Annotated in this window: 12 protein-coding genes and 2 pseudogenes; 9 read left to right on the top strand and 5 right to left on the bottom strand. The window is 55.7% G+C overall.

Annotated elements, in window-relative coordinates; all coding sequences use genetic code 11:
- Positions 1-263: 263 nt before the first annotated feature.
- Entirely contained in the window at positions 264-971 is a 708-nt protein-coding gene (locus tag OEG84_RS18900) for a hypothetical protein (RefSeq protein WP_267655165.1), read from the bottom strand.
- Positions 972-1,005: 34 nt separating this feature from the next.
- A complete protein-coding gene (tnpC, locus tag OEG84_RS18905; RefSeq protein WP_267651873.1) occupies positions 1,006-2,283 on the bottom strand; it encodes an IS66 family transposase in 1,278 nt (425 codons plus the stop codon).
- Positions 2,284-2,469: 186 nt separating this feature from the next.
- Between tnpC (OEG84_RS18905) and OEG84_RS18910 the strand changes: the two genes are divergently transcribed.
- From OEG84_RS18910 to tnpC (OEG84_RS18920), 3 genes are all read left to right on the top strand, one after another.
- A complete protein-coding gene (locus tag OEG84_RS18910) occupies positions 2,470-2,856 on the top strand; it encodes a transposase (RefSeq protein WP_267653391.1) in 387 nt (128 codons plus the stop codon).
- Positions 2,853-3,206: an IS66 family insertion sequence element accessory protein TnpB gene (gene tnpB, locus OEG84_RS18915; RefSeq protein WP_267653392.1), complete on the top strand. Its 354-nt coding sequence runs from the start codon at positions 2,853-2,855 to the stop codon at positions 3,204-3,206. Before OEG84_RS18910 ends, tnpB begins: the two co-directional genes overlap by 4 nt.
- A 68-nt stretch (positions 3,207-3,274) precedes the next feature.
- On the top strand, positions 3,275-4,834 hold the full coding sequence (gene tnpC / locus OEG84_RS18920; protein ID WP_267653393.1) for an IS66 family transposase: 1,560 nt from the start codon (positions 3,275-3,277) through the stop codon (positions 4,832-4,834).
- Between the two features lie 178 nt (positions 4,835-5,012).
- Here the strand turns inward: tnpC (OEG84_RS18920) and OEG84_RS18925 are convergent, their stop codons facing one another.
- Complete coding sequence (locus OEG84_RS18925) at positions 5,013-6,098, bottom strand: hypothetical protein (RefSeq protein ID WP_267655166.1); 1,086 nt, start codon at positions 6,096-6,098, stop codon at positions 5,013-5,015.
- Positions 6,099-7,116: 1,018 nt separating this feature from the next.
- Complete coding sequence (locus tag OEG84_RS18930) at positions 7,117-7,668, bottom strand: MarR family winged helix-turn-helix transcriptional regulator (protein ID WP_267655167.1); 552 nt, start codon at positions 7,666-7,668, stop codon at positions 7,117-7,119.
- A gap of 283 nt (positions 7,669-7,951) precedes the next feature.
- On the opposite strand from OEG84_RS18930, the gene ectA reads away from it, so the two are divergent.
- From ectA to OEG84_RS18955, 5 genes and pseudogenes are all read left to right on the top strand, one after another.
- The gene (ectA, locus tag OEG84_RS18935; RefSeq protein ID WP_267655168.1) at positions 7,952-8,500 is read left to right on the top strand and encodes a diaminobutyrate acetyltransferase; all 549 of its coding nucleotides are present in this window, start codon (positions 7,952-7,954) and stop codon (positions 8,498-8,500) included.
- A 40-nt stretch (positions 8,501-8,540) separates the two neighbouring features.
- Positions 8,541-9,833 carry a diaminobutyrate--2-oxoglutarate transaminase gene (gene ectB / locus OEG84_RS18940; protein ID WP_267655169.1) on the top strand — a complete coding sequence of 431 codons (1,293 nt, stop codon included), beginning with the start codon at positions 8,541-8,543 and terminating at the stop codon, positions 9,831-9,833.
- 9 nt (positions 9,834-9,842) lie between these two features.
- Positions 9,843-10,235: an ectoine synthase gene (locus OEG84_RS18945; RefSeq protein WP_267655170.1), complete on the top strand. Its 393-nt coding sequence runs from the start codon at positions 9,843-9,845 to the stop codon at positions 10,233-10,235.
- Positions 10,236-10,311: 76 nt separating this feature from the next.
- Positions 10,312-11,775: an aspartate kinase gene (locus OEG84_RS18950; RefSeq protein WP_267655171.1), complete on the top strand. Its 1,464-nt coding sequence runs from the start codon at positions 10,312-10,314 to the stop codon at positions 11,773-11,775.
- 111 nt (positions 11,776-11,886) lie between these two features.
- A pseudogene (locus tag OEG84_RS18955) lies at positions 11,887-13,264 on the top strand (IS1380 family transposase).
- 912 nt (positions 13,265-14,176) lie between these two features.
- Here OEG84_RS18955 and OEG84_RS18960 read toward each other — a convergent pair.
- A pseudogene (locus tag OEG84_RS18960) lies at positions 14,177-14,422 on the bottom strand (transposase); the annotation flags it as partial.
- Positions 14,423-14,602: 180 nt separating this feature from the next.
- Between OEG84_RS18960 and OEG84_RS18965 the strand changes: the two are divergent.
- Complete coding sequence (locus OEG84_RS18965; RefSeq protein ID WP_267655172.1) at positions 14,603-15,946, top strand: chloride channel protein; 1,344 nt, start codon at positions 14,603-14,605, stop codon at positions 15,944-15,946.
- The last annotated feature ends 19 nt before the right edge of the window (positions 15,947-15,965 follow it).

Here is a 15,965-nt window from a genome sequence, read left to right on the forward strand (position 1 = left end):
AAAAATATGCAGAAATATGACCGTTATGCATACGAAAAACGCGACATGAATACACGGAAATCCACTTCGGCAGTTTACTGCGTCAGAAAAGCTGACCAATGACAGTCATTATTTTCGTGTCTTGTGAGTCCGTAGACTTCTAGCGCTCAAGCGCGGGAAAATGACCGCCAACCGTTGATGAATAGGAGGAAGTTGACAACAGGCCTTTGAGGCGGCGGCACCGGAGTTATCCGAAGCTAGCGTAGTCTTCTGTCGCGCTAACTTTAATTGCCGAGGCCTAACTTGTCGAAAAATATGGCGTTGCGCGCCTGTGCGTCGAGTAGCAGTTTGTCGTAGGGAATAACTTCCACATAGGTGTCCGGATTCCTAGTGTATCCAAAAAGGCCTTTTCCGTCAGGAGTCGGGTCGAACCTGCCCCGAAGGCGTTTTGCCAAGCCGTCGGTCACATCTGCCACAATGTAGCAGTGAAAAGATGTGTTCGCTCCGATGCCGGAAATTACGTTGCCTTTTCGGTTGCGAACCGTTTTACCTGACTTAAACAACGTCACGTAATCCATAAGTTGTATGAGCGGGTCGTTCTTGTCGCTGTAGATTTCAAGGCCAGGTCGCTTGAATTCGACGAGAATGACGGTATCGCAGGCGCGCTCGCTCTCCCGCCAAGCCACGCAGCTATCATAGATAAAGGCAATATCCGGTTCACGCCTGGAAGCGGCATCCGTAAAGCTGCGGATGGGTTTGTCCGAAGCAAAGAAATTGTAGAACGCGAGCCGATCATCGAGAATCCAGAGGTTGTGGTCGTCGATACAAAGTTCGTTAGAATCGACCCGCATTGGGCAAATTAACTGATGTATGGCGTCTTCAAGGTGATGTTTTTCTTCATCGACATTTGCAAAACCGCGAAGCTTATCGAGTAAATCAAGAACCGCTTTTCTCTTTATGACGTACTCGGCGAGCGATCCGTAATTACCCACCCCCGAATTCGTGATTTCCGGTTCTTCTACCGGCCTATGCCAGGACGGATGCGATGACCTGGAAGGGGTTTGCGCCTTTGAGGCGGGCGGTGTCGATGGTCGTGCGTACATCCGCCTCGGCTTGGGCGGCCCACATGGCGCGATATCCGTTTGTCACCTTTCGCTGAATGACCCATGGACGGAGCTTTCGCTCAGATGTGTTGTTGGTGACATCGACTTCTCCGGGATAGTCGCAAAACGTCAGCAGCTGATCGCGGGCCCGCCCGATCTTGGCCTGGAGCTTTTGGGCCAGGTCGCACGAAGTCGGGGCGCATAGAAGCCCGGCAAGCTGTTTATCGAATTTGCGCTTCTTGCTTGCGACGGTAGACGCAGCGAATGTGCTTATGGCTCTGGCGAAATCAAACACACGGCCAAACCAAAGCTGGAAGCGAAGAGGGAGATCATCCTCGCCATGTTCCAGCGCAAAGGCTGTATCACGCGCCAAATGTGCAAGGCAGGTTTGATGTCGATGGCCGTGAGATTGCTGGGCTGAATACCGATCAGATATCCATACCTCGGGGACATGGCCGCCCATGGTCTCGTGAACGACCCGTGCTGCACGGGAGTAATCGGGCTGGTGGACAACAGCATCCTTGCAATGAAAAACCCAGTGTTGGGCATTTGTGCCCTCGATACGCACACCGGTTTCGTCGCTGGCGACAACGCGGGCGGCTCGAAGGCTGGCCTTGGCGGCCTGTGCTGTGGCCTGGAAGCTCGGACGGGAGCGGGAAAACATGTTCATGATCGCGCCCTCGCTCACATTAAGGCCGAAGATATCCATGAACACACCGCTCAGGCGTTCGTAAGACAATGCATGGAAACTCTTGAGGTAGATCGCCAGCGCGTGAATGCCTGGCCCGAACGGCGTTGCGGTTGCCACGGCAGGTGCGGTGGCTTTTGTTGTCGTGCCGCATTGCGGGCAATGACAGGAAAAACGCCGATGCCGGGTGACATGAGGACGGATCGCAGGAATATCGATCTCGTCATAGGCCCCGGCCAGCACCATCGTATCATCACCGGAAAACGCATGGCCGCATCTCTTGCAGGCGGTCGGTTCATGATCGCGAAACATGTCGGCAAAATCCGCCAGCACCCTATTGTGGGGTTCATGCCCGGGCTTGGCTCCACCCGGTCGTGAGTTGACGCGTTTCTCTTTCTTGTCCGTCGAGGGCGGCTTGGAAGACGTCCGAGAATCCTTGGAAGGCCGTTGGAGCCGAAGCACCATCTCGATCAATTCGTCCTTGCTCAGCTGCTGCAAATCAGTCCGATCCATATCATCATGGATTCAGACATTGTGGTGCATGGCAAGGGGGTGGGTAATTACAGCGATCCCTTTTTGTCGTCGAGGATGTACTCCTTATACTCTTCAATTTTTCGTAAGCGGTGTTCTGTCCCCACATTGCCCTGTCATCGCTGATCTGTGATCGGCTTTCCATGGATGAGCGAAGGGAGTTTCTCCATGGACACTACACTGGAGATACTCACGACTGGGAAGACCGGTCGTGAGCGACATCGCCGTTGGCCTGATGCGGTCAAGGCCAAGATCGTTTCGGAAAGTCTGCGCCCGGACGTGACGGTGAATCAGGTGGCAGAGCGCTACGGGTTGAAGCCCAACCATTTGTCTGCTTGGCGCGCGATGGCACGGCAGGGCAAATTGGTTTTGCCTGCGCCCGAAGATGCGATGGAATTCGCAGCGATGGTCGTCGAGACGCCATCTGCCGAACCGCCGGCCAAAGAAGTCAGCCGTCCCGAGATCATTGTCGGCCCTGTCACGATCCGCCTGGAGGAAGGTGCATCGACCGCTCGGGTCGTGGCTGTTGCACGTGCGCTTGCGACCTCGGCATGATCTTTCCATCAAACCGCGTGCGGATCATGGTGGCGACGAAGCCTGTGGACTTCCGCAAGGGCCATGACGGCTTGGCTGCGCTGGTGAAGAACGAGTTGCGCAAAGACCCGTTCACTGGAACGGTGTTCGTGTTCCGGTCACGCAAGGCGGATCGGTTGAAGCTGATCTACTGGGATGGCAGCGGTCTTGTGATGGCCTACAAGCGACTGGAAGATCACACCTTCACTTGGCCGGGTATCAGAGATGGCCTAATGACATTGGGCCATGCTCAGTTCGAAGCGCTGTTTGCGGGCCTCGACTGGCGACGCGTTCGTTCCGTGGAAACGAGAGCACCGGAGGCCATCGAATAGCTGCGGCACGATGACTCGGGTGGCAAATACCAAAGGCAATTCGAAGCGGGATTTAGTAGATTCCGGCCATGCTGAACGCCGCCGATCTTCCCGATGATGTTGCCGCCCTGAAGGCGATGCTGATTGCGGCGCAGGCACGCGAGGCAGGCAAGGACGCCCAGATTGTCCGCAAAGATGAGCGGATCGAACGGCTGGAGAAACTGGTTGCCGCCTTCAAGCAAGCGGCCTTCGGGCGCAAGTCCGAGAAGACCGATCCCGACCAATTCGATCTGGCACTTGAAGACCTGGAAACGGCAATGGCCGCGATCCATGCCGAGGATGAGGCGGACGCCCCCTTGGGCAAGCGGTTCATCAAGCCACGAGCGACCAATCGCGGCTCTCTTCCAAAGCATCTTCCTCGTGTCGAAGAGGTGATCGAGCCGGAAAGCCTGATCTGCGCCTGCGGCGGATGCCTGCATTGCATCGGCGACGATGTGTCCGAGAGGCTGGACGTGATCCCGGCCCAGTTCCGCGTCATCGTCACACGCCGCCCCAAATATGCCTGCCGCGCCTGCACCGACGGCGTCGTTCAGGCCCCAGCTCCTGCACGTCTGATCCAGGCTGGGTTGCCGACGGAAGCGACGGTCGCCCATGTGCTGGTCTCCAAATATGCCGATCACCTTCCTTTGTATCGGCAGGCTCAGATCATGAGCCGCCAAGATATTGATCTCGACAGGTCCACACTTGCCGATTGGGTCGGTCGCGCAGCCTTCGAATTGTGTCCCGTCTTTGATGCGCTGATCTCCGACCTGAAGCGTTCGAGCAAGCTCTTCATGGACGAGACCCGTGCCCCCGTGCTTGATCCCGGCTCCCGTAAAACCAAGACAGGATACTTCTGGGCCTTGGCTCGTGATGATCGTCCATGGGGCGGTGGTGCGCCACCAGGCGTCGCCTTCACCTACACTCCCGGTCGCGGGGGCATTCATGCCGAACGGATATTGCAGGGCTTCTCGGGCATTCTGCAGGTCGATGGCTATGCCGGATACAACAGGCTGATCGCGCCAGACCGGATTGGCCCGGACATTCGGCTTGCCTATTGTTGGGCCCACGCTCGTCGCAAGCTGGTGGAGATCACCCGCAACGGAGCAGCACCGATTGCCGAGGACGGCGTCAAACGGATCGGCGAACTCTACCGGATCGAAGCCGAATTGCGCGGCCTTCATCCGCAGGCTCGCCTCGCCGGGCGACAGGAACGATCAGCCTCGCTGGTAACCGAATTGGAAACATGGCTCGTTCATCACCGTGCCCGTGTTGCGGCCAAATCGCCGCTTGGCGAAGCCTTGAAATACATCGCCAAATACTGGGAGGGTCTGCTTCTCTTCCTCGCCGACGGCCGCATCGAAATCGACAACAACAGCGTGGAGCGAACCATCCGGCCGATAGCCCTCAATCGGAAGAACGCACTCTTCGCCGGCCATGACGCTGGAGCCGAAAACTGGGCCATCATCGCCTCGCTCGTTGAGACCTGCAAACTCAACGCCGTTGATCCGCAGGCCTATCTGACCAGGACACTTACCGCCATCGTCAACGGTCATAAACAGAGCCGGATCGATGAGCTGCTTCCTTGGAATTATCCTGCCAAGGTGTGAGCGGAACACCGCTTACAATTTTTCCAGCAATAGCTTCGTCATATTGAAGTGCATCAACTATATCCCGCCGCACACCATTGAATCGGCGTTGTCGGCGATAGCGGTGTTGTGCCATCTCAACATATATTTTCTCTTCATTGTTACTGTTAGGTTGAAGGTTGCCAACGAAATCGTCCATCTACCCCTGAAGATAAAGATACTGTGGGTGTTTCTTGATGATATCGGTAGTGAGTACCCTTTTTTGTGCGAGCGCCTCTTCCACATAATCACTCAAGAATTCTCTAACACTTGAAGCGACTTGGCGGCGAATGAGGCGTCCTTCCTCAGGGTCGAAGATGAAGTCGGTACGTTGTGGGTTGACGTGAGTGTCGAGATAGTCACCCGTCACTGTACCGACGTATATCTGTTCGCCGTCGAGCAGTTTTAAACCGATCTGCTCATCGATGCCATACTCCTTCACTCCACGGTCATTCGCACAAAAACACATCCAGTTATTTACCGGTCCGCGAGGCCGGATGCTTTTTTCGCATTTCATATGTCGAATAATTATTGGTTGCCTTTCGCCTTCTATTTCTACTTCTATTATCTGTTCTACGGACTGATTAATCCTCTCCTCGAACTCTGTTTGGAGGTCCGTCGTACCGTCGTCATGCAAACATATGCGTGGCGATTTATCTCCGGCAAAGACCGGCAAGAAGTGCGCGAGAATTCGGAGAACAATCGTATCTGATTTGACCGGACACTTCGTGCCATACGACTCCACAAATTCAGATAGTACGATGGTAGTGCCCGGCTCCTTGGGAACCGGACCAGTCGGATTCATGGTGTCGATCTGGTTTTTTTCGCGCAGCACAAAATCGAACGCTATTTGCTCAAGCCCTGAACCGTTCTGAAAGGCCGAGCTAATAGAAATCTTTCTGAACACCTTCAGCCAGCCGAGTCGCCCAACACCTTTGCCACCCTTCTTTATTTTGTGCCGGGAGAAGGGGGTGCAGAACGACGCAAAATTCTCATTGTTGAGTCCGATACCATTGTCCTTAACAATGAACCCGACAACGGGGGAACTGCCATCTGGAAGTCCTCCCCGGAGAATGTCGATATCAATACGGCCATGTTTCACCAAGCCGTCATCACCGAACCGTTCATTGATCGCGTGCAGGGAATTGCTGATCGCCTCGAACAAGGGCAACAGGGCATTACCTTCTGAAGGTCTGAGAGGAAGTCGTGCAACCTGACCAACAACGTCGCTGTGTAAATCTGCCATTTTGACCTCCCGATTACAAATGACGGATACAACCTAAGGGCGGTGGCGCGCAACTATTCATTTTCTGAGGTAAACTCGAAATGGCGGAAAAGTGCGCGTTTAGCCAGCGGGTGAATCCTAGCCGAGAGATTCCACAAATGTCTGGGGTCCGGATGGTTTGGTAGAGTGAGCCGTTATGCAATGACTCGGTATTCGTTGGTTATCTCCGTGAGATTGATACATTGAACTTCCCGACGGATCCGACCGAGGGTGGCGATCGATGGAAGAGCGGACAGTGCGCCTTCTCAACTTGCTCGGTCGTATATTGTTCACAAAGCTCTCTCAGAAAGGGGCCGCGGCCTATAAATCATTAACGGCGGCTCCGGCATGTGGCTGTCTAGGCGGTTCTGGGAGTGCAAGCGTTTTGCTGAGCTGATTCAGCCTAAAAGCCAAAACGATCTCATGCGTGGGTCGTGCCTGTGATGGCAATTGATATGCCGTAAACATTAGGCTTTGGTGTCTCACAAAATCGCTGTCGAGGGTTTTTCGGTGGTTCTGACTGCGGCCGTGCTTACCTCTAATAAACAGCCTCATTTATCATTTCATAACTGGTGTCATCCGTGCGCTGCGCGTCTCGCTATTCCATCGATTGCGTGATGATCGAACGGAACGTGGCGGCTGCAAGCGCCACAAAACTATACTTTACAGTCAAATAGAATGACATTATATTGAACATATAGTCACAGATTAAATAGCTTAAAATGCATACTCTGACATACTGAAAGATAAAAAGTACAATTATATCAATATGTTAGATATTCTTCCTTTTCTTCGTAATGATGGGGTCGCAGGTTCGAGTCCTGCAAGCGGCACCACTTTCCTGCGCTCCTCGTCTCGGGGTGCCCATCGTTTGGTTCCCACTTTTTGGTCACAGAGTTGCGCGGTTTGACAGCTTTCGCGTGTGATCGGCACATTTGGGTGGCAGGGGCTGAGGCTCGCTGACAGGCTGCCAAGGTTGCCGCTTACGCAAGCCATTTCGTCAGCTCTTGTTCGGGTCTTCCGGTTCGCCTGCTTCCGGCATTTCTTCGAACCCGTGATCTGGCTCCGCCGGAAACGACAGCGCGGCCGAGAGCTCATGCACTTCACCGCCAAGCGGTTGCTGGGTTGTTTCATCATCGAGCAGTGCGGCTATTCGCTCGAGACCAGCCAGAATCATCGCCTGTTCCCAATCCGGTATGTCGGCAAACGCTTCCAGAAACCGTTGATGGAGCGGGTCTGGCGCGGTCTCGAGTGCGGTGTGCCCAGCATCGGTAAGGGAAACCCAGTATTTTCGGCGGTCCGTTTCACTGCGCCGGCGCGTGAGATAATCAAACCGCACCAGTTTTTCGATCAGCGCGGTGGCGCTGGCCGGTGCGACCCCGGCTCGCTGAGCGATCGCTTTTGGTGTGACTTCATGCAGGCTCTTGACCAGCCGCAGGACCAGCAGCTGGGCGGTCGTCAGCCCTGTCGAGCGGGCGAGTGCACGGTCATTGCGTTCGGCAATGTCCAGTACGCCGCGTAAAGCCGCAAGGCAACTCAAAGCCCGGTCCATTCGGCCACTCACTTTAAAAACAATCTGACTACCCTGTTTAATCCTCAGTAGCAGGTCGCGCAATTGAAATTCCCGATGCCGAAATGAATTCTCCTTCTTTCCGCCATAAATAGTTTAAAAAACGAATTAGATTTTGCTGCGCTGCGAAAGAGATATTGTATATAACTAAACAAAAACAATATCTTATTTGCAAAATGGGGAAGACCGCAGTTAAATATGATTTAGGGTTGTAAACGATCTCGTAATCCGTATGGTTCGGAAAACGAACAAAAACGAGGAATTTATGCGTCCCCATATCCTTAGAAACGAGGCCAGCAACCCGAACAGGAATGTTATTAAGTTCCGCACACCGGAACCCGAAGACGGGTCCCTGATCTGGCAGCTCATTCGCGAATGCGAGCCACTCGACCGCAATTCGATGTACTGCAATCTGCTGCAGTGCGACCATTTCGCAGATACCTGTGTAGTGGCTGAAAAGGATGGCGACATTGTTGGCTGGGTGTCGGGCTACATAGTTCCCTCCGACCCCGATACGCTGTTCGTCTGGCAGGTGGCGGTATCCGATCGCGCCCGCGGAATGGGTGTCGCCAAGAGGATGCTGAACGAACTGGTCTCGCGGAAATGCTGCGCCGGCGTTTCAACTCTGAAGACCACGATCACACGCGACAATGATGCCAGCTGGGCGCTGTTCAACGCTTTCGCCGACCAGAACAACGCGCCTCTCGCCCATGATGCCCATTACGTGCGCGACGATCACTTTGATGGTCGCCACGCCACCGAGCACATGGTGACGATCGCCCCTTTTGGCGAGCGCAAGTCAGCAGCAGCCTGACCCCCGGCGCATCCCTGTTATCCCAACACTAGAGGTTCCCATGACCATTGAAACAACGGTTGATACAGCCGTGTTCGAACGCCGCGAGTCCGAAGCGCGCAGCTATTGCCGCAGCTTCCCGGTGGTCTTCACGAGCGCTGAGAATGCGACATTAACTGACCAGAACGGGCGAGAATATATCGATTTTCTCGCCGGTTGTTCGTCGCTCAACTACGGCCACAATGACCCCGACATGAAGGCAGCCCTGATCGATTACATCAGTGGCGACGGGGTTGCGCACGGGCTCGACATGTTCACCAGTGCCAAGGCCGATTTTCTGGAGACTTTCGAGGAACTGATCCTCAAGCCGCGTGGCATGGACCACAAGGTGATGTTCACCGGCCCTACGGGCACCAATGCCGTTGAAGCTGCGATGAAGCTTGCGCGCAAGGTCACTGGTCGCAACACCATCATCGCGTTCACAAACGGCTTTCACGGCATGACGCTCGGCGCGCTGAGCGCAACCGGCAACTCGGGCAAGCGCGATGGTGCGAGTACGCCTCTGACCGGAATTGCCCGCATGCCCTATGAAGGCGCCTTCGGTGCCGCAGCTGATACCCTGGCCCAGATCGAGATGATGCTGAGCAACCCTTCCAGCGGGCTCGATGCGCCGGCAGCCATCATTGTCGAGCCGGTGCAGGGCGAAGGTGGGCTGAATGCGGCTTCCAAGAAATGGATGCAGGGCATTGCCCGGCTCGCCAAAAAGCACGGCGCCCTGTTGATCATCGACGATATTCAAGCTGGCATCGGCCGCACCGGCAGGTTCTTCAGCACCGAGGAATTCGGCATCGACCCGGATATGATCACGCTTGCCAAGTCACTGTCGGGAATGGGGCTGCCTTTCGCCACGTTGCTGCTGAAGCCGGAACTCGATGTTTGGCAGCCCGCCGAGCACAATGGTACATTCCGCGGCAACAACCATGCCTTCGTGACGGCCACCGTGGCGCTGAAAAAATTCTGGGCCGATGACACTTTTGTCAAACAACTCGGCGACAAGGCTGCCTTTCTGGAGCGGCGTCTGGAACTGATGCGGGACAAGTTTCTGTCGGGTGCGACGATCAAGGGTCGCGGCATGATGCGGGGTATCGACGTTGGCTCGGGCGAGCTTGCGGCGGAAATCTGCGCGGACTGCTTCGACAATGGTTTGATCATCGAGACATCGGGTGCCCATGACGAAGTCGTCAAGGTGTTGGCACCGCTGACCATCCCGATGGAGCAGTTCAGTGTTGGGCTCGATATTCTTGAATCAGCAATCGCTGAAAACACATCGTTTCTTCGCATCGCCGCCGAATAGGAGCCAACAATGATCATTCGCGATTTCAACGAACTGATAAATACTGACCGGACGGTAGCCGATGCCAAGTGGAAATCGGTGCGGATGCTGCTTGCCGATGACGGCATGGGGTTCAGCTTCCACATCACGGTTATCGAAGCCGGATCGGAGCACACATTCCACTACAAGCACCATTTCGAGAGCGTCTATTGCATCTCGGGCAAGGGCGCGATCACGGATCTGGCGAACGGCGAGACCCACCAGATCAAGCCCGGCGTGATGTACGCCCTGGATGCTCACGACAAGCATACGCTGGTTGCCGAAGAACAGCTGGTGCTCGCCTGTTGCTTCAACCCGCCGGTGACCGGAACGGAAGTGCACAGGGAAGACGGGTCATACGCACCGGCCTCAACCGACGCCTGACCCCGAAATACCATCTTCCGTTTTAAAACAGCATAGAGGAGGTCGGCGTTGATGACGCCGGCCAAGGAATTTTGTCATGAGTACGCATACAGTTGAAAAAATCGGCGGCACATCAATGAGCCGGTCAGACGAGTTGGTCGACACCTTGTTTCTGGGCAACCGCGAAGGCGCCGATTTTTACGACCGCGTATTTGTCGTCTCTGCCTATGGCGGCATCACCGACCTGTTGCTGGAAGCCAAGAAAACCGGAACGCCCGGGGTCTACGGGCTGTTTGCGGCTTCCGATTCAAGCCTCGCCTGGAGCGAGGCGCTCGACAGTACTTTTGAAAAAATGTCGGAAATCCATAACCGCCTTCTCGAGCATCCGGCCGACCGCAGGACAGCGGACGGCTTCATACGCGAACGCATCGAGGGCGCGCGCAGATGTCTCATAGACCTGCAGCGGCTCTGCTCTTACGGGCACTTTCGGCTCAACGAACACATGATGACAATCCGCGAATTGCTCTCCGGGCTGGGCGAAACGCACTCGGCATTTACCACTGCCCTGATGCTGCAGCGGCGCGGTGTGAATGCCCGCTTTGTGGATCTCACCGGCTGGCGCGACGAAAGCGAGCCCGATCTCGGTGAACGGATCGAGCGTGAATTCAGCGATATCGACCTGAAGACCGAATTGCCCATCGTCACCGGCTACGCACAGTGCAGGGAAGGCTTGATGAAGCTTTATGACCGCGGATATTCCGAGGTGACTTTTGCCCGGATCGCAGCTGCGACCGCCGCACGCGAAGCGGTGATTCACAAGGAATTCCACCTGTCGAGCGCCGACCCGAAGGTCGTTGGCGCGAATTCTGTTCGCAAGATCGGCCAGACCAATTTCGAAGTTGCCGACCAATTGTCCAATCTGGGCATGGAAGCCATTCACCCGCGCGCAGCCAAGATCCTCAGGCAGTCCGATATCGCCTTGCGCGTTGCCAACGCCTTTGAACCATCCGATCCCGGAACACTGATTGACGCCGAACCGGGTGGCGATGCACGGGTGGAAATGGTCACAGGCCTTGATGTTCTCGGCCTTGAGGTTTTCGAGCAGGATATGGTGGGCGTCAAAGGCTATGACGCAACGATCCTGAAGGCTCTGACCCGTCATGCGGTGCGTATCGTTTCAAAGCACTCAAATGCCAACACCATCACCCACTATGTGGATGCCTCGTTGAAGTCCGCCCGCCGCGTCGAACACGAGATCGCCGAGGCCTATCCGTCTGCCCGTGTGCACACCCAGAGCGTTGCGCTTGTCAGCGCGGTGGGGCGCAACCTGAAAGGCGTGCCGGTCTGTCTGGATGGGCTGAATGCATTGGGCGAGGCGGGCATCACGCCGATTGCCCTGCACCAGGGTGGCCGGTCGGTCGACGTGCAGTTCATTGTCGAGCGCAAACACAAGCAAGCCGCAATCTGTGCCCTGCACAAAGCCTTGGTGGAAAGCAGCGCTGAAACAGGAAGTTCCGCCAGCGTGGGCACTCAGGAAAACCTGATGAAAACTGCGGCTTAACGGGCCCTCTGGTTGGAAAATCCGCCCAAAATAGACCTTTAGTTCAGCCCCTATTTCACATATAGATCACAGATTTGGTGATATTATTGGCAGATTTTGCTATAAAAATCAATGTCATACACACATCAGAACAGACGCACCTCACGTCACCCGGCGGGTGAAAGCAAAAAGTCCCCTTTGCGGGTCGATTTTGACCGCCGACTGAAGCTGGATTCCACGGTTCCAAGATTACCTCCGACGGTGGGCTTCTCGCCTATCGAGAGCTTGATGACGCCCTTGGCCTGACCGAGGTTGCCGGTCATGTTTTTCAGGACAGCCGTACTGGCAAGAACGGATGGCATGGCATGACGGGTCAGTTCCGCCAATCTCTGTTTGGTCGCGTTGGCGGTTATGAAGACGTGAACGATGCCGAGCGCCTGGGTCATGATCCCGCCATGTGTTGGGTTGTTGGCGGCAAGGCCGTCGAAAGACAGGCTGTATCAAGCAGCCAGATGGGGCGCTTCGAGACTAAAATTCTGGCGGCCGATGCTAACTTTGAATCCCTGACCGATATGAGCGGGGCGTGGATTGACCGTGTTCATGACCGCCGTCCACCGAAGATGATCATTCTCGACATGGACAGTAGCGTTAGCCCGACCCATGGCGAACAGGAGGGAACGGCATACAACGGCCACTTCGGCTGCAGCTGCTATCATCCGCTATTCCTGTTCAACCAGTTCGGTGATCTGGAAAGATGCTCCCTGCGCCCCGGCAATGTCCACAGCGCCGATGGTTGGCGTGCTGTTCTGGAGCCGGTGGTGAACCGCTACAAGGAAAAGAAGGTTCGGCTTTATTTTCGTCGCGACGCGGCATTCGCTTCGCCGGACATATACGAGTTTCTGGAAGCAGAAGGTTTCTTTACGCCATCCGCCTCAAAGCGAACAAGATTCTCCAGGGATGCATTGCTCATCTGCTGACCCGCCCCGTCGGTCGCCCACCGAACCATGTGCGGCGCTATTACGCCAGCTTCAGCTATCAGGCCGGATCGTGGAACAGAAAACGCCGCGTCGTTGCCAAGGTCGAATGGCATCCCGGCGAGTTGTACCCCCGCGTCGGCTTCATCGTCACCAACCTGTCTCGTCCTGCCAATCGGGTTGTGGCGTTTTACAATCACCGTGGCACGGCGGAGCAGCACATCAAAGAAGGCAGGAACGCCATAAAGTGGACCCGGCTGTCGTGCCGCAAGTTCCGCAACAACGAGGTTCGCCTTCAGCTTCATGCCCTGGCCTACAACCTCGCCAACTTCATGCGGACATTGGCCCTGCCCGAAGAGGTCGAGCATTGGTCGCTGACGACGCTGAGAGAGAAGCTGGTCAAGATCGGAGCCAAGGTCGTTCGCCATGGCCGCTATGCCACTTTCCAAATGGCGGAGGTCGCCGTGCCGAGGGAACTGTTCCGGAAAATCCTGAGCCTGATTGACGACCTGCGACGAAGACCCGCTCCGGCGTAGGCCGGGATCATCGACAGCACAGGGAACCAGATGGGAGAAGTGCGTTCGGATGACGACAAAAACTGCGAACAGGGAGCCTGAGCTTGACCAGACCGTCAAATCGAGGCTGTCGCATCACCGATCGGGGAAAATTCTATCTTCTGGTAACGGGAGCTGCTAAATTGGCGACCAAGTAAAGGTATATGGGAAATGTCGGTTAAGTAAGAGTTTGGCCCATCTGTCAACGCCGGAGTAAATTTCCACCAAAACTCGCGACCAGACACGACAGCAATCATGCGTTCGCTGCTTATGGCTGACACCACTCCCCCCGGGGACCCGCCTTTGCCCACGCCGTTCTAGGAGTTTGACTACATGAAACCCATTTTATCCGGCCTTTTTGTTCTGGCTCTCGTCCTCCAGCCGTCTTCATCTTTGGCCGTTGACGGGATTGACGGGTTCGTCGGTCGGTCGGCTTGCGCGGTTGCCGGGTTAGCCGGTTGCGCGGATGACCGCGCATTGTCAGAGAAAAAAGCTGAAGTATGCGCAGCCGCCGCCTTCAGGTCTCACGCACGCTGCCTGGACGATTTAGAGCCCACCCTTGCTCAACTGAGAAAAATTGAAAATATACTCGAGAGATTCGAAAAGATAGGTGATCAAATAGAGGGATGCACCAAAATTTCTGAACAGGATAGGAGTAGGTGCCTACAGAATTGATTCCTTCGTTGACCAGGTGATGTCCGTCAGACTGCTTGCGACTTTTATGCTTATAAATACTCTTCATCACTCCATGAACGCCGCTTTCGTCGTGCCACAGCAAAATCCTCAATGTCCACCCAAAACTAGGGCACTTCCGGCTTAGATTGAACCATTTGATGGAGTCAAATCAGTTCATTCTGTTAGGCACGAACCGTAGCGCGATCTGGTTGATCGGGCATAAATGATCTTGCGGATCGCCGGATCGAAGGCGAAGAACGGGATCACTTCGGCCCAAGCCCTCCGCCAGGCCGGGGCGATGGACGCATATTTTCCGGCCCATTTCCCCTCGAACGCGTCCAGCTCGGCCGCCGCTTGGTCGGCGGTCGCGGCCCCGTAAATCCGGCGCAGATCAGTGGCCACAAGCTTGCGGTCTTTCCAGGCGCAGAAGTTCAGAGAATGGCGCACGAGATGGACAATACAGGTTCAGGAATAATCGGCGTACCGGGCAAGTCTCTTGGCTTGGGTGGGCGATCCGGCTCGACCGGACAAGCCCACCCCCATGAGATCCGGCTACACTACTAATTGAGGGAGAGCCGGTCCTTCACCCTCTATTTGCGCCATGCTAGAGGGTGATTTCCTTCCTTCGACCAGTCGTCTCCCCCAATGCGTCGCTTTGACTATTTCGAACTCGTAATCATGCTGGCCACAGTGATCCAGTGGCTGGTGCTTGCAACCATCGCAGGCGCCATCGTCGGCACAGGAACCAGCCTGTTTTTGCACGGATTGTTTTTCCTCACCGATCGCACTGCCGACGTCTCGCTCTGGCTGCAGATGATGCTGCTGCCCTTGGGCGGACTGCTGAACGGTCTGCTGCTGCATTACGGCTACCTCAACAGTCCGAGCGGTTTGAAGGATTCGATGTTTGCAGCCGTTCATGTTCAGAACGGGCGAATGCCATTCCGGACCATGCTGATCAAGCCGGTTGCCGCCATCATAACCCTGGCCAGCGGCGGCTCGGCCGGCAAGGAAGGGCCATGCTCCCATATCGGGGCGTCGCTGGCAGCGGCAATTGGTCAGCTTCTGCATCTCAATTCCGAACTCCGCCTGCGTCTTGTTGCCTGCGGCGTGAGCGCTGGCTTTGCCAGTGTCTTTGGCACGCCGATCGCCGGCGCCATCTATGGTGTCGAGGTACTCGCAGTCGGCCGCATCCGCCACGACTTTCTGTTTCCGGCAGTTGTCGCAGGCGTTGCGTCTTTTGAGATCACCAAATTCTGGGGTGTGCCGTTTGACTATTATGACGTCGCCATCCTTCCGGTGTTTTCCGAACTGGTTTTCTTCAAGACCATGATGATCGGCATCATCGCCGGGGTCGTGGCACTGATCTTTGCGGAATCCGTACACCGCATGACCCGTCTTTTCACGGCAGTGAAGCTCCGCTTCAATGTCTGGCCACCCTTGATGCCTGTCTTTGGCGGTGTGGTTCTCGCGATGTTGATTGTATTCATACCGACCGATTATCTGGGCCTGAGCCTGCCCATGGTTGAACGCGCGGTTTCGGGGGAAACGATGCCGTATATGGGGTTTGTGTGGAAGACGCTGCTGGTGGCAATCACCCTGGGATCGGGTTTTTACGGCGGCATCGTCACGCCGCAATTCGTGATCGGGGCCATGGCCGGAAATGCCTTCGCGCCGTTGTTCGGGCTGGATCCCGGCCTGGGAGCGGCCGTCGGGCTGGTTTCGGTCATTGCCGCGGCTTCCAACACGCCGATTGCTGCAGTGCTGATGGGCATGGAGCTGTTTGGCGGCGCGGTCGATTCCATCTATGTGGCCGGTGCCGCAATCGCGGCCTATGTCATCATCGGTCACCGCAGCGTCTATCTTGAACAGCGCGTGGCCTATACCAAATCGTCCTGGATACGGATCCAGCCTGACGTGCTAATCGGTGCCGAAAAGGCGCGTCTGTCGCACGGCTTGCTCAGATGGTGGCAACGCCATCGTCGCAAATAGGCGTCAGCAAAACTGCTGG

It is taken from the genome of Hoeflea algicola, from assembly GCF_026619415.1.
In the GTDB taxonomy this organism is placed as follows: domain Bacteria; phylum Pseudomonadota; class Alphaproteobacteria; order Rhizobiales; family Rhizobiaceae; genus Hoeflea; species Hoeflea algicola.